This is a genomic window from Streptomyces sp. YIM 130001, from assembly GCF_003574445.1.
In the GTDB taxonomy this organism is placed as follows: Bacteria; Actinomycetota; Actinomycetes; order Streptomycetales; family Streptomycetaceae; genus Streptomyces.
Genome location: NZ_KZ984557.1, coordinates 254,841 through 277,372 on the forward strand (window position 1 = coordinate 254,841; position 22,532 = coordinate 277,372).

19 protein-coding genes are annotated in these 22,532 nt (G+C 71.0%); 8 read left to right on the forward strand and 11 right to left on the reverse strand.

What is annotated here, in order from left to right; genetic code table 11:
* The first annotated feature begins 59 nt into the window (after positions 1 to 59).
* Complete coding sequence (locus DSC45_RS19760; protein WP_119292745.1) at positions 60 to 1,403, forward strand: UDP-glucose dehydrogenase family protein; 1,344 nt, start codon at positions 60 to 62, stop codon at positions 1,401 to 1,403.
* Between the two features lie 4 nt (positions 1,404 to 1,407).
* Positions 1,408 to 1,872: a hypothetical protein gene (locus DSC45_RS19765; protein ID WP_240434736.1), complete on the forward strand. Its 465-nt coding sequence runs from the start codon at positions 1,408 to 1,410 to the stop codon at positions 1,870 to 1,872.
* A 27-nt stretch (positions 1,873 to 1,899) separates the two neighbouring features.
* Here the strand turns inward: DSC45_RS19765 and DSC45_RS19770 are convergent, their stop codons facing one another.
* Entirely contained in the window at positions 1,900 to 2,412 is a 513-nt protein-coding gene (locus tag DSC45_RS19770; protein WP_119292747.1) for a CGNR zinc finger domain-containing protein, read from the reverse strand.
* A 162-nt stretch (positions 2,413 to 2,574) separates the two neighbouring features.
* Between DSC45_RS19770 and DSC45_RS19775 the strand changes: the two genes are divergently transcribed.
* Entirely contained in the window at positions 2,575 to 2,952 is a 378-nt protein-coding gene (locus DSC45_RS19775) for a VOC family protein (protein WP_119292749.1), read from the forward strand.
* Between the two features lie 42 nt (positions 2,953 to 2,994).
* Here DSC45_RS19775 and DSC45_RS19780 read toward each other — a convergent pair whose 3' ends face one another.
* Both DSC45_RS19780 and DSC45_RS19785 read right to left on the reverse strand, forming a co-directional pair.
* Positions 2,995 to 4,167, reverse strand: coding sequence for a membrane dipeptidase (locus tag DSC45_RS19780; RefSeq protein ID WP_119292750.1), 1,173 nt, complete (start codon positions 4,165 to 4,167; stop codon positions 2,995 to 2,997).
* Between the two features lie 215 nt (positions 4,168 to 4,382).
* Positions 4,383 to 5,615: an LCP family protein gene (locus DSC45_RS19785; protein ID WP_119292752.1), complete on the reverse strand. Its 1,233-nt coding sequence runs from the start codon at positions 5,613 to 5,615 to the stop codon at positions 4,383 to 4,385.
* A 108-nt stretch (positions 5,616 to 5,723) separates the two neighbouring features.
* Between DSC45_RS19785 and DSC45_RS19790 the strand changes: the two genes are divergently transcribed.
* Positions 5,724 to 6,284: an acyl-CoA thioesterase gene (locus tag DSC45_RS19790; RefSeq protein WP_119292754.1), complete on the forward strand. Its 561-nt coding sequence runs from the start codon at positions 5,724 to 5,726 to the stop codon at positions 6,282 to 6,284.
* Between the two features lie 21 nt (positions 6,285 to 6,305).
* Here DSC45_RS19790 and DSC45_RS19795 read toward each other — a convergent pair whose 3' ends face one another.
* Positions 6,306 to 7,676, reverse strand: coding sequence for an LCP family protein (locus DSC45_RS19795; RefSeq protein ID WP_119292857.1), 1,371 nt, complete (start codon positions 7,674 to 7,676; stop codon positions 6,306 to 6,308).
* Between the two features lie 230 nt (positions 7,677 to 7,906).
* Here DSC45_RS19795 and DSC45_RS19800 point away from each other — a divergent pair, with 230 nt between their 5' ends.
* Positions 7,907 to 8,968, forward strand: a complete 1,062-nt coding sequence (locus DSC45_RS19800) for a glycosyltransferase family 2 protein (RefSeq protein WP_119292756.1) — start codon at positions 7,907 to 7,909, stop codon at positions 8,966 to 8,968.
* 87 nt (positions 8,969 to 9,055) lie between these two features.
* On the opposite strand, the gene DSC45_RS19805 is transcribed toward DSC45_RS19800, so the two are convergent.
* From DSC45_RS19805 to DSC45_RS19820, 4 genes are all read right to left on the reverse strand, one after another.
* On the reverse strand, positions 9,056 to 10,732 hold the full coding sequence (locus DSC45_RS19805) for an LCP family protein (protein WP_119292757.1): 1,677 nt from the start codon (positions 10,730 to 10,732) through the stop codon (positions 9,056 to 9,058).
* Positions 10,733 to 10,810: 78 nt separating this feature from the next.
* On the reverse strand, positions 10,811 to 12,523 hold the full coding sequence (locus tag DSC45_RS19810; protein WP_119292759.1) for an LCP family protein: 1,713 nt from the start codon (positions 12,521 to 12,523) through the stop codon (positions 10,811 to 10,813).
* Between the two features lie 264 nt (positions 12,524 to 12,787).
* On the reverse strand, positions 12,788 to 14,395 hold the full coding sequence (locus DSC45_RS19815) for an LCP family protein (RefSeq protein ID WP_119292761.1): 1,608 nt from the start codon (positions 14,393 to 14,395) through the stop codon (positions 12,788 to 12,790).
* 189 nt (positions 14,396 to 14,584) lie between these two features.
* A complete protein-coding gene (locus DSC45_RS19820) occupies positions 14,585 to 15,340 on the reverse strand; it encodes a TIGR03089 family protein (protein ID WP_119292763.1) in 756 nt (251 codons plus the stop codon).
* 127 nt (positions 15,341 to 15,467) lie between these two features.
* Between DSC45_RS19820 and DSC45_RS19825 the strand changes: the two genes are divergently transcribed.
* The 3 genes from DSC45_RS19825 to DSC45_RS19835 all read left to right on the forward strand — a co-directional run bounded on the left by DSC45_RS19825 (position 15,468) and on the right by DSC45_RS19835 (position 19,232).
* Positions 15,468 to 16,904 carry a peptidoglycan recognition protein family protein gene (locus tag DSC45_RS19825; RefSeq protein ID WP_119292765.1) on the forward strand — a complete coding sequence of 479 codons (1,437 nt, stop codon included), beginning with the start codon at positions 15,468 to 15,470 and terminating at the stop codon, positions 16,902 to 16,904.
* Between the two features lie 99 nt (positions 16,905 to 17,003).
* Positions 17,004 to 18,086, forward strand: coding sequence for a mannose-1-phosphate guanylyltransferase (locus tag DSC45_RS19830; protein ID WP_119292767.1), 1,083 nt, complete (start codon positions 17,004 to 17,006; stop codon positions 18,084 to 18,086).
* Positions 18,087 to 18,308: 222 nt separating this feature from the next.
* The gene (locus DSC45_RS19835) at positions 18,309 to 19,232 is read left to right on the forward strand and encodes a DNA-3-methyladenine glycosylase family protein (RefSeq protein ID WP_119292859.1); all 924 of its coding nucleotides are present in this window, start codon (positions 18,309 to 18,311) and stop codon (positions 19,230 to 19,232) included.
* A gap of 86 nt (positions 19,233 to 19,318) precedes the next feature.
* On the opposite strand, the gene DSC45_RS19840 is transcribed toward DSC45_RS19835, so the two are convergent.
* The 3 genes from DSC45_RS19840 to DSC45_RS19850 form a co-directional block, all read right to left on the reverse strand.
* Positions 19,319 to 20,668 carry a coenzyme F420-0:L-glutamate ligase gene (locus tag DSC45_RS19840; protein ID WP_119292769.1) on the reverse strand — a complete coding sequence of 450 codons (1,350 nt, stop codon included), beginning with the start codon at positions 20,666 to 20,668 and terminating at the stop codon, positions 19,319 to 19,321.
* Positions 20,665 to 21,621, reverse strand: coding sequence for a 2-phospho-L-lactate transferase (gene cofD, locus DSC45_RS19845; RefSeq protein ID WP_119292771.1), 957 nt, complete (start codon positions 21,619 to 21,621; stop codon positions 20,665 to 20,667). The genes DSC45_RS19840 and cofD overlap by 4 nt, the downstream gene beginning before the upstream one ends.
* Positions 21,622 to 21,764: 143 nt before the next feature.
* Positions 21,765 to 22,265, reverse strand: coding sequence for a cysteine dioxygenase (locus DSC45_RS19850; RefSeq protein WP_119292773.1), 501 nt, complete (start codon positions 22,263 to 22,265; stop codon positions 21,765 to 21,767).
* Between the last annotated feature and the right edge of the window lie 267 nt (positions 22,266 to 22,532).

The following is a 22,532-nucleotide window of genomic DNA, read 5'->3' on the forward strand; positions in this document are numbered from 1 at the left end:
CCGTACGACCCCGACTATGCTCGGGCAGCGCAGTTTCACCGACCCTTCTGGAGCACCGCATGGCCCTCAAGATCACCGTGATCGGCACCGGCTACCTCGGTGCCACCCACGCCGCGGCCATGGCCGAGCTCGGCTTCGAGGTCCTCGGCCTCGATGTGGTCCCCGAGAAGATCGAGATGCTCTCCCAGGGCCGCGTGCCGATGTACGAGCCGGGGCTCGAGGAGCTGCTCGGGCGGCACGTCGCGGGGATGGAGGGTTCCAGCGGGCGGCTGCGCTTCACCACCTCCTGGGAGGAGGTCGGCGCGTTCGGCGACGTCCACTTCGTCTGTGTGAACACCCCGCAGAAGCACGGTGAGTACGCCTGCGACATGAGCTACGTGGACTCCGCCTTCGCCTCGCTCGCGCCCCACCTGACCCGTCCCGCCCTCGTCGTCGGCAAGTCGACGGTCCCGGTGGGCTCGGCGGACCGTCTCGCGGCCGTCCTCGGCGAGCTGGCGCCGGCGGGCGACGAGGTCGAGCTGGCCTGGAACCCGGAGTTCCTGCGCGAGGGCTTCGCCGTGCAGGACACCCTGCACCCGGACCGGATCGTCGCGGGCGTGCCGAGCGAGCGGGCCGAGAAGCTGCTCCGCGAGGTGTACGCGACTCCGCTCGCCGAGGGTTCGCCCTTCGTGGTCACCGACTTTCCGACGGCGGAGCTGGTCAAGACCGCCGCGAACTCGTTCCTGGCCACGAAGATCTCGTTCATCAACGCGATGGCCGAGGTCTGCGAGGCGGCCGGCGGCGATGTGGTGAAACTGGCCGAGGCGATCGGCTACGACGAGCGGATCGGAAGGAAGTTCCTGCGGGCCGGCATCGGCTTCGGCGGCGGCTGTCTGCCCAAGGACATCCGCGCGTTCATGGCCCGGGCCGGTGAGCTGGGCGCCGATCAGGCGCTCACCTTCCTGCGCGAGGTCGACTCGATCAACATGCGCCGGCGCGGCCACATGGTCGAGCTCGCCCGCGAGGCCCTCGGCGGCGGGGCCTTCCTCGGCAAGCGGGTGGCCGTGCTCGGCGCCACCTTCAAGCCGGACTCCGACGACGTACGCGATTCACCCGCCCTGAACGTGGCCGGACAGATCCACCTCCAGGGCGGCCAGGTCACGGTCTACGACCCGAAGGGCATGGACAACGCCCGGCGGCTCTTCCCGACTCTCGGCTACGCGGACTCCGCCGCCGAGGCCGTACGGGGCGCGGACGTGGTCCTGCACCTCACCGAGTGGCGCGAGTTCCGCGAGCTCGACCCGGCCGACCTCGCCGCCGAGGTGTCGGTCCCGACGATCCTCGACGGGCGCAACGCCCTCGACCCGGTCCGCTGGCGCGAGGCCGGCTGGACGTACCGCGCCATGGGCCGGCCGGCGGCCTGATGCCGTGCAGGTGGTGAACGGCGGGGGAGCGGGCCTGGTCGAACGGCTGTGGGCGGCCGGCGAGATGGTGTGCTGCGACGGCCTCTACCGGCCCGACGACACCGCCGTCGAGATCCATGTCCCGGGCCCCGGCGCGTACCACCCGGAGGCCGGGCAGCCGATCCCGTTCCGCCTCGGCGGGCCGCTCGATGTGGCGTACGCCTTCGAGGAGCACGACACCGACGCGTACGACACCTGGTTCGAGAGCGGGCTGCCGGACGGTTCGGGGTGGCTGACCGGTGGGGGCGGCGGGATGGGCAACATCGGATATCTCGCCCGACTCGATGCCGACCGCTCACTGCGGTGGCTGCTGATGATGTTCCAGTCCAACCCGTTCGTGGCGGTGGAGTACGAGGGGCCGAAGGCGGTCTTCGTGAACGACTGGCGCAATCGGCTGACGCTGGACCTCGACCGGCTCGAAGGCGCCTGAGACCGCCGGTCCCAAGCCTCCGCGGTCTCAGGCCTCCGCTCGCCGCGCCCGGTAGCTGCGCATCTTGGCCCGGCTGCCGCAGACCGACATCACGCACCAGCGACCACGGCCGGCCGGGCTGCGGTCGTAGAAGGCCCAGTGGCAGTCCGGCGCGTGGCAGGCCTTCAGGCGGGGCCAGCTGCCGTCCGCGGCCGCCTGCGCGATGGCCGCGGTGATCCGGGACACCAGTGGATCCGGGTCGGCCGGTGCCAGCGTCGCTTCTCCCGTCGCCTCGTCCACGTCGACCAACAGCGGTGCGGCGGCGAGGAGTTGGCCGAGCGGAGTGACCTCGCGGTGCGGCGGGTGCCCCGCGTGCACCAGCAGGACGGCGCGCAGCGATTCGCGCAGCTCCCTGGCCCGCTCGGTGCCGTCCTGCGGGATCCCGAGTGCGCGGCGGGCCTCCTCGGTGTCCAGCGCGTCGGCTCCCGTCTCCAGGTCGAGCGTGTTCACCAGCCGTTCCACCAGGGCGAGTTCACCGGGGGCCGGGGCGCGCTCGGTCATGGCCGGTGTCCGTCCGCCGACGGATCGGTGCCTTCTCTCTGCCGCATGCTTGCGAGGTTACCTCTACTGCGGGAGTATGAGGTAACCGATACCTGTTGAAGCCGAGTACTGGTAACCGCATCGGACCGCGGCGCGCTCGGCACTCTCCCAGGAGGCAGCACCATGGCCGTCACCAAGCTCGGAGCCGTAGTCCTCGACTGTCCCGACCCGCGCGCCCTCGCCGAGTTCTACGCGGGGCTCCTCGGCGGGACCGTCACCCGGCAGCACGACGCAGGCGACGAATGGCACGTACTCGTGGGCGCGGACGGAGCCTCCACGCTCGAGTTCCAGCAGGCCCCCGACCACGTACCGCCGAAGTGGCCCTCCTCCGACGGCTCGCAGCAGTTCCACCTCGACCTGACCGTCACGGTCGACCTGGACACCGCCGAGCGGCACGCGCTCGAACTCGGCGCGACCCTCCTCGACCGGGGCGACCCGTCGCGGACCTGGCGGGTCTACGCGGACCCGGCGGGCCACCCCTTCTGCCTCTGCGCCTGCTGACGGCCGTCGGGCCCACCCCGGCGGACCGACGGCACCGGCGGCTCAGCCGTCGAGCCGTTCGATCGTCGCCGTCGAGGGAGCCCGGCGCAGCTGCGTGGCCCGGGCCGTGAAGTCCGCGTCCCGGATCACCCGCTGCAGGTTCTCCGAGGTGAGCAGCGCGAGTTCGGCGTCGGACCAGCCGCGTTCGAGCAGCTCGCCGAGCAGCAGGGGGTACGCCGCGGGGTCGGCGATACCGGCCGCCGAAGGACCGTCGGTGTCGAAGCCGCCGGCCAGCCCCACGCACTCCGGGCCCGCGACCCGTCGCACATGGTCCAGATGGTCGGCCACGTCCCGCAGCGCGTCACCGGTCTGCGCCGCGGCACAGGGCACCATGCACAGGCCCCGGCCGGTGCGCAGGGCGGTGAGCACCTCGTCGGAGGCGTTGTCCGGATGGTCGGTGAGCGCCCGAGCGCCGGAGTGCGAGAACAGCGACGGCCCGCGGGACACCGCCATGACCCGGTGCACGGTGGCGTCCGCACTGCCCGTCAGGTCGGCGATCACCCCGAGCCGGTTCATCTCGCGGACCACCTCCTCGCCGAAGCGGGACAGCCCCTCCTCACCGGCCCAGCGCGTCCCGGACAGCGAGAGCGTACGGACACCGAGCTGGTGCAGCGCCCGCAGCGCACCCAGCGAATTGCCGAGCGCCGTCGCGCTCGCCGGGCCGAGCAGACAGGCGATCCTGCCGTGCGCCCGGGCATCGGCCACCTCCGACGAGGTGCGTGCCAGCCAGAGGCCCTCGGGGTGGTCGCGCACCACACTCCCGGCCAGGTCGATCAGGTCGAGGGTCGCGCACACGGCCCGGTCCCCGGCGAAGTCGCCCGGCACCTCGAGCGACCAGAACAGCGTGCCCACCGCACCCTCGCGCAGCCGCGGGATGTCCGTCTGCAGCGCGCTCTCGCCCAGCTCCAGGTCGTACCAGGAGAGTCTGCCGAGCGCCCAGAGCAGACCGCTGTGTCCGTCTGCGACCGGGTGGCGGGCGAGGACCGCCCTGACCCGGTCGCGCGGGGACGCCCCCGGCGGTGGTCCACCGTCGTCCGGGGGCAGGTCCGGCTCGTGTTCCGGGGCAGCGGCATCGTCCGGCCGCTCGTCCCCGGCCACGGTGGCGCGGGCCGCGCGTGGCGGGTCCAGGTCACCGACCTCGCCGGTTGCGTGCGCTTCGTCCTGCAGGTCTGCCATGGGGGACTCCGGTCCTGATCGGAGGCAGTGTGGCCACCGTAGGCAGCAAAGCTTCCGGGGTTCGCGGCAGGCTGATGCGAACGGTTGAACGTCCCCGGGCCCGCCGTGCGCGAGCGGACAACGGCGAAGGCTCCGTCCGAGCCCCTGGGGGGTTCGGACGGAGCCTTCACCGACGGCGCTGTCAGGAGGTTCGGCCCCGGTCGGGCCGTACCGCCTCAGTTCTCCGAGACCGTGACCTTGTCGTCGTTCTTCAACTGCTCGACGAGCTCCTTGACCTTGGCCTTGTCCCAGACCAGGTTCCCGCCGTTCGAGCCGGAGATCGGGATGTTCATCGACTTGCCGTCGCCGCTGGTGATGCCCTTCATCGCCCAGAACATCTCGCCGACGTCGAGCAGCCCCATGTCCTTGTCGACGAGGAGCGTGTCCAGGCCGGCGCCCATCGTCGGGTAGAGCCGGAAGGGGTTCAGGATCGTGCTCGGGGTCGCGGCCTGGTTGGCGAGCGTGGCCAGGAACTGCTGCTGGTTCTTGGTGCGCTCCAGGTCGCTGCCGGCCTCCTTGCGGTTGCGTACGAAGGCCAGGGCCTTCTCACCGTCGAGGGTCTGCTTGCCCTTCTTGAAGTCCGAGCCCGAGTCCTTGTCCTTGATGTCGCGCGGGATGTCCATCTCCACGCCGCCGAGCGCGTCCACGATGTTCGCGAAGCCGCCGAAGCCGATCTCCGCGTAGTGGTCGATCTTGAGCCCGGTGTTGTGCTCGACGGTACGGACCAGGAGTTCGGGGCCGTCCTCGGCGTAGGCGGCGTTCAGCTTCGTGCGCCGGCCCTGGTTCGGGTAGAGCTTGCCGGAGTCGGAGCCGCGGAAGGACGGTATCTCCACGTCCGAGTCACGGGGGAGCGAGACCATCGTGTTCCCGTTGTCCCCGACGTGCAGGATCATCATCGAGTCGGTCCGCTTGCCCTCGACCTTGCCGGTGTGCAGCCGCTCCTGGTCCTCCTTGGACATGCCCTCGCGGCTGTCGGACCCGACGATCAGGTAGTTGGTGCCCTCGCCGCCGCCGGGCCGCTCGATCACCTTCGACAGGTCGACCTCGTTCTTCAGCTTCGAGTCGGCCCAGAAGTATGTGCCGATCGTCACGGCCAGGAGCGCCACGACCAGGGTCAGCGCGCCGATCTTCAGGCGCCGGCGCCAGTCGGGTGCCGGGCGTCCGCCCCTGCCGTCGTCGTAGTAGCCGTCGCCGCCACCGCCGTGGGCGCCGCCACCGTTCCCGTAGACCTGGCCGTCGCTGTAACCGCTGTCGTAGCCGCGGTCGCCGTATCCGCCCTGCTGCGGGATGGGGGGTGCGGTCCGGCCGCGCTGCACGTGAGGCATGACGCGGGCGCCTTCCGGCTGCGCGCGTCCACTGCCTTGTCCGTACTGGTCATTACGGCCGTACCCGTCGGGCCAATCGCTCATTGGTCCAGTGTGCCGTGCTGGTCAACGTGCCTCACAAGGCCTGAAGGGGAATCGGGCCAGGGCTGTTGCAGACCTGATGCAAAGCAGGCCCGGCATAAGGTGGACCTCATGACAGATCAGGCCCGAGCCGCGGCTGCGACCCTTACCGGGGCGATTGAGGGCAAGCCCACCTCGGCTTCCCGCACCACCCTCAGCCACATCATGACCCACAACGACACCAACCTCCTGGGTACGGTGCACGGCGGCGTGATCATGAAACTGGTGGACGACGCCGCCGGGGCCGTGGCCGGCCGGCACTCGGGCGGCCCGGCCGTCACCGCGTCGATGGACGAGATGGCCTTCCTCGAGCCCGTCCGGGTCGGCGACCTCGTCCACGTGAAGGCCCAGGTCAACTGGACCGGCCGGACATCCATGGAGGTCGGCGTACGAGTACTCGCCGAGCGCTGGAACGAGTCGACGCCCGCCCAGCAGGTCGGCTCCGCCTATCTCGTCTTCGCCGCGGTCGACGCCGAAGGCGCTCCGCGCGAGGTGCCGCAGGTCGAGCCGGAGACCGAGCGCGACCGCCGCCGCTACCAGGAGGCGCAGATCAGGCGGACCCACCGGCTGGCCCGCCGCCGGGCGATCAGGGAACTGCGCGAGAAGCGCGCGGCCGACGGCATCGAGGACTGATCCGCTCCCGGACGGCGGCTGTCAGTCGCAGACCACCTGGTCGCCGGTGACCACTCCGGATTCGCCCTGCTGCTGGTCCTCCGCCCGCACCCGGTTCACGCCGTCGTAGTCCGTGCCGACGATCACCTTCATCTGCGGACCGCGTCCCTTGACCTTGCGCAGTTCGCTGCCCGGCAGGGCGGTGGCCAGGGTCTTGGCCGAGCGGTCCCAGCGCGGGTCGTACTCCACGACCGTGCGCTTCACGTCCCGCTTGGGCGCGTTGTCCGGAGTGCCCGTGGTGCGGAAGCCGGTGCCGCGCAGCGCCTGGTCGACCTTGCCGCCGAGGCCCGCGGTCGCGGTGCCGTTCGAGACCTGGACCCGGACCTGCTCCGGCGCCACGTCCACCACGGTCGCCTTCGGCTTCGGTTTCTGCTTCTTCAGCGGGGTGAGGGGCTTGTCCGCGCGCAGGGCGCCGAAGAGCTTCGCGGACTTCTCCGGGTCCCATTTGATGGTCGACCCGATGCCCTTCACCGAGTACCCCATCTTCCCGATCGGGACGGAGGTGAACTCCGAGGACGCGGGCGTGAAGCTGCGCATCGTGTGGCCGAGTTGGAGCATCTCGTTGGAGCCGAAGTTCCGGTCCGCGCGCACCGAGCCGAGCACGGTCCGCGACATGTCCCGGAACTTCACCGGGTTCAGGAGCACCCCGGACGAGGTGGCCTTGGCGATCACCGCGGCCAGGAAGCGCTGCTGGCGCTGCATCCGGCCCAGGTCCGCGTCCCCGCCGATGTGCCGGGAGCGTACGTACTGCAGGGCCTGGCCGCCGTTCAGACGATGGCGGCCGGCAGCCAGGTCGAGGCCGGAGTGGGAGTCCTTGAGCGGGCGGACGGTGCAGATCTCGACGCCGCCGAGGACGTCGACCGTCTTCATGAAGGCGGTGAAGTCGACCTCCAGATAGTGGTCGATCTTGACCTTCGTCATGTGCTCGACGGTGCGCACGGTGAGGTTGGGGCCGCCCTCGGCATAGGCGGCGTTCAGCTTCACCGGATGCGGCTTGTGCTTCTCGCCGGAGTTCTGGTCGGTGTGCGCGGGCAGCTCCGCGTACGAGTCACGGGGCAGGCTCACGACGCTCGCGCGGTCACGGTCCTCGGAGAGGTGCACCATCATCACGGTGTCCGTGCAGTGGCAGGGGGCGCCGCCGAGGCGGTACTTGCGGCGCTCCTGCTCGCTGATCTTGTCCCGGCCGTCCGTGCCGACCAGCAGGATGTTCAGGCCGTGGCCCGCCTGCGGCCGGTTCTTCATGTCCTTGAAGGGGTCGACCCGGGAGATGCCGGTGTCCAGGCTCGTCACCACCGCGTGGCCGATGCCGGCGGCCCCGAGGACGATCACCGAGAAGGCAGTGGTGACCCGCATGGCCCAGTTGGGACGGCGGATCACTCTGCGTCTGCCACCGACGGGTGGTCGCGTCGGTCGGCCCGGCCGAGGCGGTCGGGCGGGCGAGCGGGACCCGGTGGGCACGTTGGGACACCTCCGTGGAGCGGGCGCCGGACGCGGGCAACGTTAAGTCGATATGATCTGCGGCCCGCGGAATTGAGCCGTCCGGCGCGCGCCGGTGTCCCCCGTTCGCGGTAACGTGAGGCCCGATGAGCGAGAAAAATCAGGAGCCCGACGTGCAGACCCCGGCCGTATCCGTGATCATGCCCGTCCTCAACGAGGAACGGCATCTGCGCGGCGCCGTCCACGCCATCCTCCAGCAGGAGTACGCGGGAGAGATGGAGGTGGTCATCGCGCTCGGGCCGTCCACGGACCGTACCGACGAGATCGCCGAAGAGCTGGTGCGTGAGACCGCGGACAACGCCTGGGGCCGGGTGCACACCGTGCCGAACCCGACCGGCCGCACCCCCGCCGCCCTGAACGCCGCCATCAAGGCCTCCCGGCACCCGATCGTGGTGCGCGTGGACGGCCACGGCCTCCTCTCGCCCGGCTACATCGCCACCGCCGTACGCCTCCTCGAGGAGACGGGCGCGCAGAACGTCGGCGGCCTGATGTTCGCCGAGGGGGAGAACGACTGGGAGCACGCGGTCGCCGCCGCCATGACGTCGAAGATCGGTGTGGGCAACGCGGCCTTCCACACCGGCGGCGAGGCGGGTCCCACCGAGACGGTCTACCTCGGGGTGTTCCGCCGCGAGGCGCTGGAGCAACAGGGCGGCTACAACGAGGAGTTCATCCGCGCCCAGGACTGGGAGCTGAACTTCCGTATCCGCGAGGCCGGCGGCGGCGTCTGGTTCTCGCCCGAGCTGAAGGTCTCCTACCGCCCGCGCCCGAGCGTGCGCGAACTCGCCAAGCAGTACCGGAACTACGGCCGTTGGCGTCATGTGGTCGCCCGCTACCACAAGGGCTCGGTCAACCCCCGCTACCTCGCGCCGCCGACCGCGGTCTGCGCGATCGCGGCGGGCACCGTGATCGGCGCGCTCGTCACACCGTGGGGCTTCGTCGTCCCCGGCGGCTACCTCGCGGCGATCGTCGCGGGCTCGCTGCCGGCCGGTCGCGGCCTGCCGGCCAAGGCGCGGCTGCAGATCCCGGTGGCGCTCGCCACCATGCACATGTCGTGGGGCTGGGGCTATCTGACCAGCCCGCGTTCACTGGCCGCCAAGGTCATCGCCTCGCGCCGCCCCTCGGCACAGACGGACCCGTCCCACGCCTGAGGCTGCTCTTCTTGCGTACCTACGCGGGTGTCCCGGCCGATCGTGGCCGGAGCACCCGCGTACGTACGTCGAGGTGCACCAACTCGCCTATTCCCAGGTGAAGTTGGGGTCCACGTGCATGCAGGCCGATTCGTCGGCGCCGTTCAGGGCGTCCGCCGATTCGGGCGTACGGTCGTCCTGCTTCTGCTCCTCGGGTGCGTCACCGTTGCGCCAGTCCGCGCCGACCACCACGGTCACCGCGCTGACATCCTTGGATTCCTTGACCGAACTCATCGGCAGACCGAGGGACTTGGCCACCGACTGCGCGTCGCCCTCCAGTTCGGCACTCGGGAAGCGGATCGTCGTACGGTCCAGGCTCGGCGTGGCAGCGTTGTCCGCCGTGGCCCGGGCGAAGCCCTTGCCGGCCAGCAGCTGCGCCACCTGGTGCGCGCGACCCTGGACCGGCTGACGGTCGTCGCCGCCGGTCGCGTTCTGGACCGTCACACCGATCTCGGCGGGCTGTGCGGCCGGGTCGTCGGAGGTGGGCTCCTTGTCGGACGAATCCTTTTTGCTCTTGCCGTCCTTGCCCTTGCCCTTGTCCTTGCCCTTGCCGTCGAGGGCGATGTCCTCGCGCACGAGCCGGAACAGCTGCTCCGCGTCGCCCGGCTTCGGCACCACCCGCGCGCCCTGGTACTCGTACGGCATGGTCGTCATGGTGATGTGCTTCGGCGGCACCTTCTTGAGCTCGTTGCTCAAGTCATAGAGCTTGCCCACCGAGTTGAGGCCGGTGTCGACGGTGAGCGCCTCCGTGGCCTCCTCGGCGAGGTTGCGCAGCCGGCCGGGATTGCTGAGCGTGGCGTTCTCGCGCAGCTCGCGGACCATCGCGTTCATGTACATGTGCTGGGCCTTGGCGCGGCCGATGTCGCTGCCGTCCTCGAAGCCGTACCGGGTACGCAGCCACTGCAGCGCCTGCTCGCCCTTGATGTTCGTGGTGCCCTTCTCCAGGCGCAGCCCGGAACCGTGGCCCTGAGCGTCCCGGGAGTGGATGTTGGCGTCCACGCAGACCGGCACGCCGCCGATCGCGTCCGCCATCGAGACCACTCCCGCGAAGTCGACCATCATGAAGTGGTCGATCCGGACGCCGGTCAGCTTCTCCCAGGTCAGCACGGTGCAGGAGGCGCCGCCCCGGCCCAGGGTCTCGTTCGTCATCATGCGGCCGTTGCTGGCCGGATAGGTCTTGTCGTTCTTGTCGTCCCGGCACTCCGGTACCTCGACGAGGGTGTCGCGCGGCATGCTGATCACCGACATGTCGCTGCGGTCCGCGGACAGATGGACCAGCATCTGCACATCGGCGAGCGGTGTGCCGCCGAAGGTCTCCTTCGCCCCGCCGAGCTTCTGGTTGGCTTTCGAGTCCCGCGCGTCCGAGCCGATGACCAGGATGTTCAGGGGAGTCTGTCCGGCCGCGTTGGGCGAGGCCTCGGGCGCGCGGTTGTCGTCCGGCAACTGCTCCGTGTTGATCCGGTTGTTCAGGTACTCGTAGTAGAAGTAGCCGAGGCCGACCGCGGCCAGGACGAGGACCGTGAGTGAGCCCGCGATCCAGCGAAATATCCGGCGGTTACGGCGCGGTCTGCGCTCGCGGGCGGCACCCCGACGCCGGCCGCGGCCGGACCGCTGCGGCGGTTCGCCCTCGTCCTCCTCGTCGAACCGGCCCTGGTCCTGGCCGTGTTCACTTGCGTGCGGGTCGCGCTCGAGCGGCCCCTCCCCGCGCACGCTGCCCTGCCTCATGCGATCCCCTCCCCGCCTGCCGTGCCCGCCGGTACGCCTGCCCGTCCGGCGCGGGGCCGAACGGGCAGGCGTACGGCGCTACTTGGCGCACACGGCCTTGTCCGCCTCGACCTTCCGCACTCCGTCCGGCACCTTCGTCGGCGCGGAGATGGGTGTGCCGGCTTCCTTGAAATCCGCCCCCAGAATCAAGGTCATGGCCGGCATCCCCTGGCTGTTCTTCTCACTCTTGCCCGGCTTCATCGCGGAAGCCGGCAGGCCCATGATCTCGGCCAGCCTGCGCGCCTCGTCCGCTTGGCCGGGCGCGTACTCGAGGGTCGTCCTGGCCTGGTTCTCGGGCGCGTTGCCCAATTGCGAAGCCTTCAGGACCCCTTGCTCGTTCTGCAGCCAGCTCAGGGTGGTGCCTGCGGCGCCCTGGGTCTCGCTGCCGTTGTAGATGTTCACCCGGACCTCGGAGGCGTCCGCCTTCGGGCCCTTGAGCCTGGCCTGCTCCGCGGCCTTTTTCTTCTTCTTGGTCTCGGTCAACGACTGGTCGGCCTGCAGCATCGAGAACAGCGGGTCGGCCTGCGCCTCGTTCAACAGGACGGTCGCACCGTCGGTGTTGTCGACCACCGGGACCGTGGTGAAGCTGATGTTCTTCAGATCCGCCTTGCCCAACTCCAGGCCCAGATCCTTGAGTTTGTCGAGATCCGCGATCTGGCTGTCCACGGTGAGCGCCTTGGTGGCGGCCTCCGCGAGGCCGAGCAGTTTGGTCGGGCTGGTGAGCGTGTCGTTCGACTTCATCTTCCGCATCAGCGAGCTGAGGAACTGCTGCTGGAGCTCGATCCGACTCAGGTCGCCCCCGGTGCCGACCGAGTACCGGGTCCGTACGTACGCGAGCGCGTCGTCGCCCGCGAGGTTGTGCTTGCCCTTGGACAGCTTGAGGTGGGACTTGGGGTCGTCGATGTCCTTCGCCACGCAGACGGGGACGCCGCCGACCGCGCTGGAGAGCGTCTTGACCGCGTTGAAGTCGGCCATCATGAAGTGGTCGATGTCCAGGCCGGTGATCTTGTTGACCGTCCGCATCGTGCAGCTGGGCGTACGGCCGTTCTGACCGAGACTCTCGTTGAACCGCGTCTGCTGCGTGCCCGGGATGTCCTTGGTGGAGCCGTCCTCCTGCTTGGTCGGGCAGGTCGGGATGTCGGTGATCATGTCGCGCGGGATGCTCAACGCCGTTGCGTTGCTGCGGTCCTTGGAGACATGCAGCAGAACGGTGGTGTCCGCGTGGCCGGCGCTGCCGGAGTCGCCGTAGCCCGCATTGCCCTTGCCCGTGCGCTTGTCGGTGCCGATGAGCAGCACGTTGATCGGGCGGTCCTTGCTGAAGCCGCCGGTGCCGGCGCCGTCAGTGTCTATGCCGTCCAGGTTGTCGTTCAGGTGATCCCAGTAGAGATACGCGCCGACGCCCGCGGCCAGGACGAGGAAGGCCAGGACTCCGCAGACCCACAGCAGGATCTTCTTCGCCCTTGACCGGCGAGGCTTGGGCCGCGGCCTGCGGCGGCCGGGCGGCAGATCGTCGGGGTGCCGGTGCCGGCGCTGGACCGGCACCTCGGGACCGCGGTCGGCATGCTCGCGTCCGGGGGCGGGGGAGCGGCGGCGCTGTGCCGTGGCCGTTCTCGCGGAGCGGCGGGGGCCGGGGACGTTCGACTGCCCTGCGGAAGGGTCCAGTCGCAGTTCGTAATCGCCGGTGTTCGGGTTGAGTACCCATTGGTCTGCGGGGTCGATGTTCTCCGCCCGCCCACGGCCTTGCGCGTCCACGGTTGCCTGAGTCCTCCGTCGGGGCCACGGCGCGCCCTCCCCCTCCAGGGCGTCCGTCAATCGGTCCTGCTCGGGCACCTCGATCCGATCCGTGAAGACCGGGGAGGCATGCCCAGGTGCGCCACCGGGTGGCCGGGTGCACCGGATCGCTCACACTATCCGCCCAGTTCAGCCGGGGGCGACGGCGGTGACAAATTCCACTCCCCTACAACTGGGCAATACGCCCATTTCCCGGAGATCTTGCGGAGTCGCTTGAGGTTGCCTTTACTCGCACGTCGAATCGTCGGCCGTATTTCCACGGAACGTGGGAACTGGACTCGGCTTGTCCGAGGGGCTGTCGGGCTCTTCCGCGGCCGGGAGACGGATGTCGTGCGGGCCGGTGAGGCGCGGGTCGCGGGCGGGCGACTTGCCGTCGTCGAAGTAGTCGCTGCCGCCGAAGTAGTCGCCGTCGTCGTACAGATCGCGGCTGAAGTCCTCACCGGCGTCCGGGGATTGGCCGTCCCCGGTGACGTCACTGTCGTCGTCGGTATCGCCTTCGTCCCGCTGCTCGCTCTTCGTCTTCTTGTCGGCTTTTCCTTCTCCGGCCTCGTTCTTGTCGCGGGCGGCGGATTCCTCGTTCCGGTCCGATACGTGCAGCGGTGCGTCCTTGCGCAGTTGCTCGAAGAGTCGACCTGCGGCGGGCTGCACGAGTTCGTCGCGATTCGCGTCGTACTCGTACGACTGGCGCGGGACGGTCAGGAATTGCACCTTCTCGGTCGGAATGTTGCGCATGCTGCGCACCAGGTCGTACAAATCAGTCAGTCCGGCCAATGCCGGGTCCGTGGTCAATGAGGACGTGGCCGCGTCCAGTACCGGATAGAGCTTCGTCGGGTTGAGCAGGACGCCGTTGCTCTGCACTTTCTTGACCAGAGCGGCCAGGAACTGCTGCTGACGGTCCATCCGGTCGGTGTCGCTGCCGTTGCCGAGCGTCTTGCGGGCCCGTACGTAGCCGAGTGCCTGCTCGCCGTCGAGACGGTGGCGGCCCGCGGAGAGCTTGAGCCGCGAATCCGGGTCGTCGACCGGGTTCTTGAGGCAGACGACCACGCCGTCGACGGCGTCGACCATCTTCTTGAACCCCTGGAAGTCCACGACCATGTGGTGGTCGATACGGACCTTGGTGAGCTTCTCGACGGTACGGATGGTGCAGGCGGCGCCGCCGACCTGGAACGCACCGTTGAACTGGGCGAACTGCTCCTTGGTGCGCGAGCCGTTCGCCTTGCGGCAGCTCGGGAGATCGACCATCAGATCGCGCGGCAGCGAGACCGCGGTGGCGCTCTTCCGGTCGGCGGCCAGGTGCAGAAGGATCGTGGTGTCCGAGCGCTGGGAGCCGACGTCTCTGCCGTAGGGCTTGTTGCCGCTGCCGGCGCGGGTGTCCGAGCCGATCAGCAGGATGTTCAGCGCGTCGTGCTTCGACGGCGGCGGACGCTCCTTGTCGTAGCGCTCCAGCTCGGAGGCGGTCCCGGTGTCCTGGGTGATGTTCCCCTCGAGCTTGCGGTACAGGCTCCAGCCGACGCCTGCCGCCGCGAGGACGACCACCGAGGCGCCGAGCGCGGTCCAGCGCAGCCAGTGACGTCTGCGGCCGGCGGGCTGCTTGCCGCCGTTCCCGGCCGGGGTCTCGGCGTCCGGGGTGGACCCGGCCGGGGTCGCGCTGTCCGCGGTGGCCTCCGCCGTGTCGTTGTCGTCGGTGCCCGACGAGGGTGCGGCGGTCGTCTCGCCGTCCGCCCCCGGTGCCTGGTGCGTGCCGCCGTCGTCCGGCTCCGTCGCGGGCGCGTCGTCGTCCGGACGTTCCGGACCGTCGGGCGTACCGGCGGTGTCGGTCACGTGTGAGTCCACCCCTCATGGCATCGGCAGCGCGTCGACACGACACGACGCTCCTACGACCATGACCTGGGCCCCGCCCCTCCCGCGCGCGGGCCGGGGTCTTCGCTGGGCCGGACGGGTGGTGCCGGACGAGCCTGTCCAGCCATCGAGACGCGTGGTCAGAGGTGGTTGTGCACAAGGGCTCGCGCCCGGCGGGGTTTCCTACCGGTCGACCGACACCGTGACCCGCTCGTCCGCGACCCGTCGCGCCCGCCCGTCCTCGGAGAGCTCGGACAGATTGCGGCACAGCACCACCGACGCACCGGAGGCGAGCGGCGCGAAGAGACCGGCCGACAGCCCGTCCCAGGTGTCGTACGCCCGGCCGGACAGCACCCGCGCCCCGGGCGCGAGCCCCAGCGCGTCCGCGTCGGTGCGCGCCCGCTCGACCAGCTCGGCGCCCGTCAGCTCCACCGAGCCGACCCGGAGCGCGAGTTCATCCGCGTCCACCGGTGCGTACGGCGCGAACCGGTCACCCTGGCCCGGCACATCGACCGCGTAGTCGACGAACCCCTCGGGCGGCTGCGGGAAGCGCCCGCCGAGCGGCCGCAGCGCGAGCGCCACCCGTTCCCCGCTGCAGGCACGGGCCGTCTCCAGATCGTCGGGACCGGCGACGACCAGATCCGCGTCGCCCGGACGGCCTCCGACGTCCGCCAGCACGCCGACCGAGGAACACGCGATCAGCCAGGCGGCCGTCTGCCAGTGCGCGGGCAGGAGCAGCGCGAGCCGGTCGCCGGGCTCTGCGGAGAGATCGCCCTGGAGCAGATTCGCGGTCTTGGCCACCCAATTGGCGAAGGTGGCGACAGAGAGTTCCACCCGCTCGCCGGTGGCGTCGTCGTAGAAGGTCACCAGGGGGCGTACGGGGTCCGCGGCGAGCGCGGAACGCAGCAGGTCGGCAGGGGTTCGGTCGGTTGCGTTCACGCGGGCAAGGGTACGCGGCACGCCCGGCGTCGTGGGGCGGCCGGACAGAGGGCAGGGTCGCCGATTTGGCCGACGGTCCGTCAGTTCTCGATGTGCGGGCCCTTGATCGAGCCCGCACGATCACCGCATGCGTGGATTGATTGCTTCCAGCCTCGGCGTGACCTGCGCGGCCGCCCTCTGCCTTCCGCTCGCCCTGCCCTCCGGGGCTCTCGCGGCAGAGCCCTCTCCCAGGACGGGGTCCCTCGCGGGCTCCACCCAGTCGTTGCCCCTTGCCCCGCTCTCCGGTGACCGGGCCGGCGGCGCGTCCCGGGCACAGGGGCTGATCCGCAAGGACGTCCTGCCGTTCTCTCTGGTCGGTGTCGTCTGGGACAACCCGGGCGCCGAACTCGCGGGCCGCGTCGAGGTCCGTACCCGGGCCAAGGACACCGGCACCTGGTCCGCGTGGCAGCAGCTCGAGACCCACAACCAGGAGCATGCGGCGGACCCCGGCACCGACGAGGGCGCGGCCACCGGCCGCCGCGGCTCGACCGCGCCGCTGTGGGTCGGCGACTCCGACGGCGTCGAGATCCGGGTGACGGCCGCTCAGCCCGACAAGCGCGGCGGCACCGGTGAACAAGGCACCGACAAGCAGGACGCCGGCGAACAAGGCACTCACGAACACAGTGCGGACGAGCAGGGCGGCCACGAGCACGCCACCGAGGAGGGCGGAACCAGGGAGGCCGCCCCCACCACCCTGCCCCAGGGCCTGCGCCTGGAACTCGTCGACCCGGGCGACGACCCGCCGCCGGCCGGCCCTCCGGCCGACGGCCCGCGCGCCACCGGCCTCACCGTGGAGTCCGCCGCCAGCTCGGCGGTCAACGCCGAACTGGCACCGCTCGGCTCCGCCACCATCCCCGAACTCACCAAGGAACAGACCGAGTCGGACCTCGTCGAGTCCCGCGGCCTGGCCGCCAAGCCGTACATCGGCCCGCGCCCGCGCATCGTCACCCGCAAGGGCTGGGGCGCCGACGAGAAGCTCCGCGAGAGCGGCTTCGGCTACACCAAGTCCGTGAAGGCCGCCTTCGTGCATCACAGCGCCACCGGCAACAACTACAGCTGTGCGCAAGCGCCTTCGGTGCTCCGCAGCATCTACCGGTACCACGTGAAAAGCAGCGGATGGCGCGACTTCGGCTACAACTTCGCTGTGGACAAGTGCGGCAACATCTACGAAGGTCGTGCCGGAGGAGTGGCCAAGCCGGTCCTCGGAGCCCACACCCTGGGCTTCAACACCAACAGCACCGGCATCGCCGTCCTCGGCACGTACGCGAACAGCTCCCCGCCCAAGGCCGCGGTCACCGCCGTGGCCCGGCTCACCGCATGGAAGCTCGGCCTGCACGGCGCCAACCCGAAGGGCAAGACGACCCTCGTCTCCGGAGGCAGCAACCTCTACAAGAAGGGCAAGAAGGCCCGTCTGAACGTGATCTCCGGGCACCGCGACGGCTTCGCCACCGAGTGCCCGGGAGCCAAGCTCTACGGCAAGCTCGGCTCGGCCCGTTCGTCCGCGGCCACCTACCAGGGACGCTGACCGCTACCTGCCAGGGGCGCCGGCCGGGACCGGCCGTGCCGTCTGCATACACTGGCCGGCCGAACGAATCCGGCCCCCGGCAGGAAGCAGAGACGACAGGTGACCGAGGCGATACTCCTGGTCGGCGGCAAGGGCACGAGGCTCCGTCCGCTGACGGTCAACACCCCCAAGCCGATGGTCCCGGCCGCGGGGGTGCCCTTTCTCACCCATCAGCTCGCCCGGGCCCGGGCGGCGGGCGTCGAGCACATCGTCCTCGCCACCTCGTACCTCGCCGAGGTCTTCGAGCCGTACTTCGGAGACGGCTCGGACCTCGGCCTGCACCTCGAGTACGTCACCGAGCACGAGCCGCTCGGCACCGGCGGAGCCATCCGCAACGTCGCCTCAAGGCTCACGTCCGGGCCCGACGACCCGGTGCTCATCTTCAACGGCGACATCCTCACCGGCCTGGACATCGGCGCCCTGGTGGACACCCACCGCTCCTCGGGCGCCGATGTCTCGCTGCATCTGACGCGGGTGGACGACCCCCGGGCGTTCGGACTTGTGCCGACGGATCCGACGGGCCGGGTGACCGCCTTCCTGGAGAAGCCGCAGACGCCCGAGGAGATCGTCACCGACCAGGTCAACGCGGGCGCGTACGTCTTCCGGCGGTCGGTGATCGACACCATCGAGCAGGGCCGCCCGGTGTCCGTGGAGCGCGAGACGTTCCCCGGGCTGCTCGCGGCGGGCGCGCATCTGCAGGGCATGGTCGACTCGACGTACTGGCTCGATCTGGGCACCCCCCAGGCATTCGTGCGTGGATCGGCCGACCTGGTACTCGGCCGGGCGCCCTCGCCCGCGGTCCCGGGCCGGCGCGGGGAGGCCCTGGTGCTGCCGACCGCGGACGTCGCCTCCGACGCCAAGCTGACCGGTGGAACCGTCGTCGGCGAGGGCGCGGTCGTGGGGCAGGGGGCCAGGATCGCCGGGAGCGCACTGCTCGCGGGTGCGGTCGTGGAGGACGGTGCGATCGTCACGGACTCGCTGATAGGCGCCGGGGCACGGGTCGGCGCCCGCGCCTCGCTCGACGGGGTGGTCGTCGGCGACGGAGCGTTCGTCGGCGCGGACAACGAACTGCGGGACGGCGTCCGGGTGTGGTGCGATGCGGCGCTGCCGGACGGGGCGGTTCGGTTCTCGTCCGACCAGTAGGCTCCGCTTCCTTTCGTGCGGCTGCGGCCGGCCGGGGGTTCGCCGGGTTCGGTCGTACGCGTCCGGGCGGACCGTTAGGTTGGTGGAGCCCGCTCGGACCTCCCGGACCCGGGCCGTACACACCGATACCGGCTCAGCGCAGCCCCGTTCCCGAGGACCTCATCCGTGGCAGGCCGATTCACCCCGCAGCAGGGCGCCGCATCGCGTGCTCGCCGCCCGGCGGTGCCCCGGCAGGTCACCCCGGACGCCCGGGTGACCTGGACGCCGGCCGAGCCCGTCGACCTGCGCCTGGTGCTCGGTCCGCTGCGTCGCGGGCCCGCCGACCCCACGTTCCGCATGGAGTCCGGCGGTTCCGCCTGGCGGGCCTGTCGTACGCCGGAAGGCGCCGGGACGCTGCGGGTCGTCGCACGTGACGGGCTGGTCGAGGGAACGGCCTGGGGGCCGGGCGCCGACTGGCTGATCCGGTCGCTTCCCGCGCTGCTCGGCGACGGCGACGAACCGGCGGCGTTCGAGCCGCGGCACCGCATCGTGGCCGCGGCCTGGCGACGGCGTCCCGGGCTGCGGCTGCTGCGCACCGGTCTGGTCCTCGAGTCACTGATCCCCTCGATCCTCGAGCAGAAGGTCACCACCGATGAGGCCTACCGGGCCTGGCGGCTCCTGGTACGCAAGTACGGCGAGCCCGCCCCCGGACCGGTGGACCGGATGCATGTCATGCCCGAGCCGCGGACCTGGGCCCTGATCCCGTCCTGGGAATGGCATCGGGCAGGCGTCGACCACAAGCGTTCCTCGACGATCCTGCGCGCGGTCCGGGTCGCCCGCCGCCTCGAGGAAGCCACCGCGATGGAACCCGCCGCGGCGCGGGCCCGGCTCGAACTCGTCTCCGGCATCGGCCCGTGGACCTCGGCCGAGACGGTGCAGCGCAGCCACGGAGCCGCTGACGAGGTCACCGTCGGCGACCTCCACCTGCCCGGCATCGTCGGCTACTGCCTGACCGGCGAGCGCGACACCGACGACGAGGCGATGCTCGAGCTCCTCGAGCCCTACGCCGGACAGCGCCACCGCGCCGTGCGGTACCTGCTGCTCGCCGGACGCACGCCTGCGCGCCGCACCCCGAAGATGCCCCGCTGGGACATCGCCCGCATCTGACGCCCGTACGCACACGGGTCCGGGACCGGTCCCTCAGCTCCCCGGGCCGACGTGCTCCGGCTGCCGCAGCCGCCTATCGCCTCCGCTCAACGCTCGACGAGGAAGTCCCCGGCATCCCGCGCAGGCCGCGACTTCGGCGCCTGGGACGCCCGCCCGACGGCGACGGCGCCCATGGGATCCCAGTCGTCCGGCAGTTCGAGCACTCTGCGCACCACGTCGCGGCAGAACATCGTCGACGAGATCCACGCCGAGCCGAGCTGCTCACCGGCGAGTGCCACCAGGAAGTTCTGGATCCCGGCGCCGGTCGCGACGACGAACATCTCCCGCTCGGCCGCATCCCGGCGGGGATCGCCGTAGTGGTGCGCACCGTCGGCGACCAGGCAGGGCACCACAAGCAGGGGCGCGGTCCGCAGCACGTCACCGCGCCGGATCCGCTTGGCGATCGACTCCTCGGACTTGCCGTCCCGGCGCAGATCCTCGATCCACGCCTCGCGCATCGCGTCGAGCAGCCCGGCACGCGAGGACTCGCCGGCGAGGACCACGAACCGCCAGGGCGTGGTGTGGTGCGGGGCCGGCGCCGTCACCGCGGCGGCGACGGCCCGCCGCACCGCTCCGGGATCCACCGGCTCGTCGCTGAAGGCCCGCACCGTACGCCGCAGGGTGACCGCTTCCCGTACGGCCTCGGAGGTGCCGAGCCGGAACATGTCGTCGGCCGCCGACCTGACGAGTGCGCGGGCGCTGTCATCGGTGCCGTCCCCTTCGGCGGTCACCGCATCGGCTGCACCCCGCACCACGGCGACCGGCAGTCCGGCCGTCTTGCCCTTCACCAGGTCGCCCGCCGCGGCGAGTTCGTCGGCGGTGGCGGTGACCGTGACGCCGAGCGGGTTGCCGTGGGTGTCGGTCCCGCCGCGCAGATCGTCGAGCACCCGGACGCCGGCCGAGCCGATCGCGACGTCGGTCAGGCCGTTGCGCCAGGGGCGGCCGAAGGTGTCGCTGATCAGGACGCCGACATTCACGCCCAGGGCGTCCCGGAGGCCTTCCCTGATGCCGCGGGCGGAGGCGTCAGGATCCTCGGGCAGCAACAGGACGGTCCCGGCCGGGGTGTTGGAGGCGTCGACACCGGCGGCGGCCATCACCAGGCCCTGCCGGTTCTCGACGATGCGCAGGCCGCCGCGGCGGGCGACGACGCGGACCGTCTCGGCGTCGATCGCCGCCTCCCGGTCGGTCGCGCCGAGCACCCGGCCCTCCGCCTTGGAGACCACCTTCGACGTGACGACGAGGATGTCGCCGTCGGCCAGCCCCGGTCCGGCGGCCGCGATCAGCTTGGCCAGGTCGTCGCCCGGCCCGACCTCGGGGATCCCGGCCACCGCCCAGACCCGCAGCTCCGCGGACGGCTCGGCCCCGGTGGACGCTCCGTGGTCGGCAGGTGGGTTCACGCCCGGACCTCCTCGGCAAGCCGCAGCGCCTCGCGGGCCATCCCGGCCGCGGCCTCCTCGTCGGTCATCATCAGCGGCACGGCCCGGCACTTGATGCCGGCCCCGGTGACCCGGTCCACGACACCGGCGTCGACGGTGTCGACCAGCCAGCCGTCGAGCAGCCCCGAACCGTAATGCTCGGCGACCGCGGCCGCACTCGACTCCACCCCGACGGCGGCCAGCACCTTGTCGGCCATGCCCCGCACGGGCGCGTCCCCGACGATCGGCGAGAGCCCCACCACTGGCACGCCCGCGTCCGCGATCGCCTCCCGGATGCCGGGCACCGCGAGGATGGTGCCGACACTGACCACAGGGTTGGACGGCGGGAAGAGCACGACGTCCGCCGCGGCGATCGCCTCGAGCACCCCGGGCGCCGGCTTCGCCTGCTCCGCGCCGACCGGCACCACGGCCTCGGCGGCGACGGACGCCCTGAGCCGTACCCAGTACTCCTGGAAGTGGATGGCGCGGCGCTCGCCGTCGAGGTCGACCGCGACATGGGTCTCGACCCGGTCGTCGGACATCGGGACGAGCCGCACCCCCGGCTGCCACCGCTCGCACAGCGCCTCGGTGACCGCGCTCAGCGGATACCCGGCGGCCAGCATCTGGGTGCGGACGATGTGCGTGGCGAAGTCCCGGTCGCCCAGACCGAACCACTCCGGCCCGACGCCGTACGCGGCGAGCTCCTCCTTGACCCGGAAGGATTCGTCGGTACGGCCCCAGCCCTGCTCCTCGTTGATGCCACCGCCGAGGGTGTACATCACCGTGTCGAGGTCGGGACAGACCTTGAGTCCGAAGAGGTGGATGTCGTCACCGGTGTTGCCGATGACGGTGATGTCCGCGTCGGGCGCGGCCACCTTGAGTCCGCGGAGAAAACGGGCACCACCGATGCCGCCGGCCAGAACCACAATGCGCATGCGCACAGTCTGTCAGGCCCGGCCCGTCCGCTCACCGTTGCCTGTGGACAACTCCGTTCCCAGACAGCGGAATGCAACGTTCGAGAGAGCCCCGGACGGCCTGCGCGCACGTTCTGTGGACAGCGCCCGCAGCCGGACCGCCCTCAGCCCGCCGACACCTCGCGCAGCACCGGGGAGCACTGCGGGCTGTGCATCGGCATCTCGGTGAGTCCGGGGAAGTACACGTGCAGGCTGACGGCCGGTTCGAGGGAATCGTTGACCACCTCGTGCGTGTAGCCGGGTGCGAAGACCCGCTGCGTACCGGCGGCGAGCGCGCGCGTGCGCCGCGGCGTGTGCTCGGTCAGCTCGCCCTGCAGCACGGTCAGTACGCCGGAGGAGGATCCGTGGCCGTGCAGCCCGCTGCCCTGCCCGGGAACCCAGCTGAGCAACCAGACCTCGTATCCGGGACCCTGGCGCAGCCGGTGGTACCAGCGGCTGGTGGCGTCGTACCGGACCAGGTCCTCCCATCCGGAGCGGTCCTCGGCGACAGCACGCGCCAGCCCGGCGAACTCCGCCACGGTGGAGGGGTGTTCGGGCTCGGGGCGCAGGAGATGGGGTACTTCGAGAATGTCGCCGGCGATCTGCAGGTCGCTGTCGCTGTTCATGGTGCGGTGGTTCCTCGGCAGTCACGTGCTGGGGTGTCGCGGATGGGCGCCCGGATCGCGGGCGGGGGTCGCTCGTGAGGAGCGGGAAGGCCGCTCACTCAGGGGAGGAGCGGGGCACAGCCGGAGCGGGATGGGCTCAACAGCCGGTACAGCAACAGCGACAGCTCGCGTGGGCAGCGCAAGAGGACCCACTGGTGTGGGGCCGGGGAAGCGCGAAGTTCGCAAGCATGCCCCATAGGACAGCGGTTTACTCGACCCCTGTCAACC

What these genes read in the sequence shown, in the direction of transcription:
- DSC45_RS19760 (WP_119292745.1), top strand. Translation starts at nt 60, where the DNA reads ATGGCCCTCAAGATCACCGTGATCGGCACCGGCTACCTCGGTGCCACC.
- DSC45_RS19770 (WP_119292747.1), bottom strand. Translation starts at nt 2,412, where the DNA reads ATGACCGAGCGCGCCCCGGCCCCCGGTGAACTCGCCCTGGTGGAACGG.
- DSC45_RS19775 (WP_119292749.1), top strand. Translation starts at nt 2,575, where the DNA reads ATGGCCGTCACCAAGCTCGGAGCCGTAGTCCTCGACTGTCCCGACCCG.
- DSC45_RS19780 (WP_119292750.1), bottom strand. Translation starts at nt 4,167, where the DNA reads ATGGCAGACCTGCAGGACGAAGCGCACGCAACCGGCGAGGTCGGTGAC.
- DSC45_RS19785 (WP_119292752.1), bottom strand. Translation starts at nt 5,615, where the DNA reads ATGAGCGATTGGCCCGACGGGTACGGCCGTAATGACCAGTACGGACAA.
- DSC45_RS19790 (WP_119292754.1), top strand. Translation starts at nt 5,724, where the DNA reads ATGACAGATCAGGCCCGAGCCGCGGCTGCGACCCTTACCGGGGCGATT.
- DSC45_RS19795 (WP_119292857.1), bottom strand. Translation starts at nt 7,676, where the DNA reads ATGCGGGTCACCACTGCCTTCTCGGTGATCGTCCTCGGGGCCGCCGGC.
- DSC45_RS19800 (WP_119292756.1), top strand. Translation starts at nt 7,907, where the DNA reads ATGAGCGAGAAAAATCAGGAGCCCGACGTGCAGACCCCGGCCGTATCC.
- DSC45_RS19805 (WP_119292757.1), bottom strand. Translation starts at nt 10,732, where the DNA reads ATGAGGCAGGGCAGCGTGCGCGGGGAGGGGCCGCTCGAGCGCGACCCG.
- DSC45_RS19825 (WP_119292765.1), top strand. Translation starts at nt 15,468, where the DNA reads ATGCGTGGATTGATTGCTTCCAGCCTCGGCGTGACCTGCGCGGCCGCC.
- cofD (WP_119292771.1), bottom strand. Translation starts at nt 21,621, where the DNA reads ATGCGCATTGTGGTTCTGGCCGGCGGCATCGGTGGTGCCCGTTTTCTC.
- DSC45_RS19850 (WP_119292773.1), bottom strand. Translation starts at nt 22,265, where the DNA reads ATGAACAGCGACAGCGACCTGCAGATCGCCGGCGACATTCTCGAAGTA.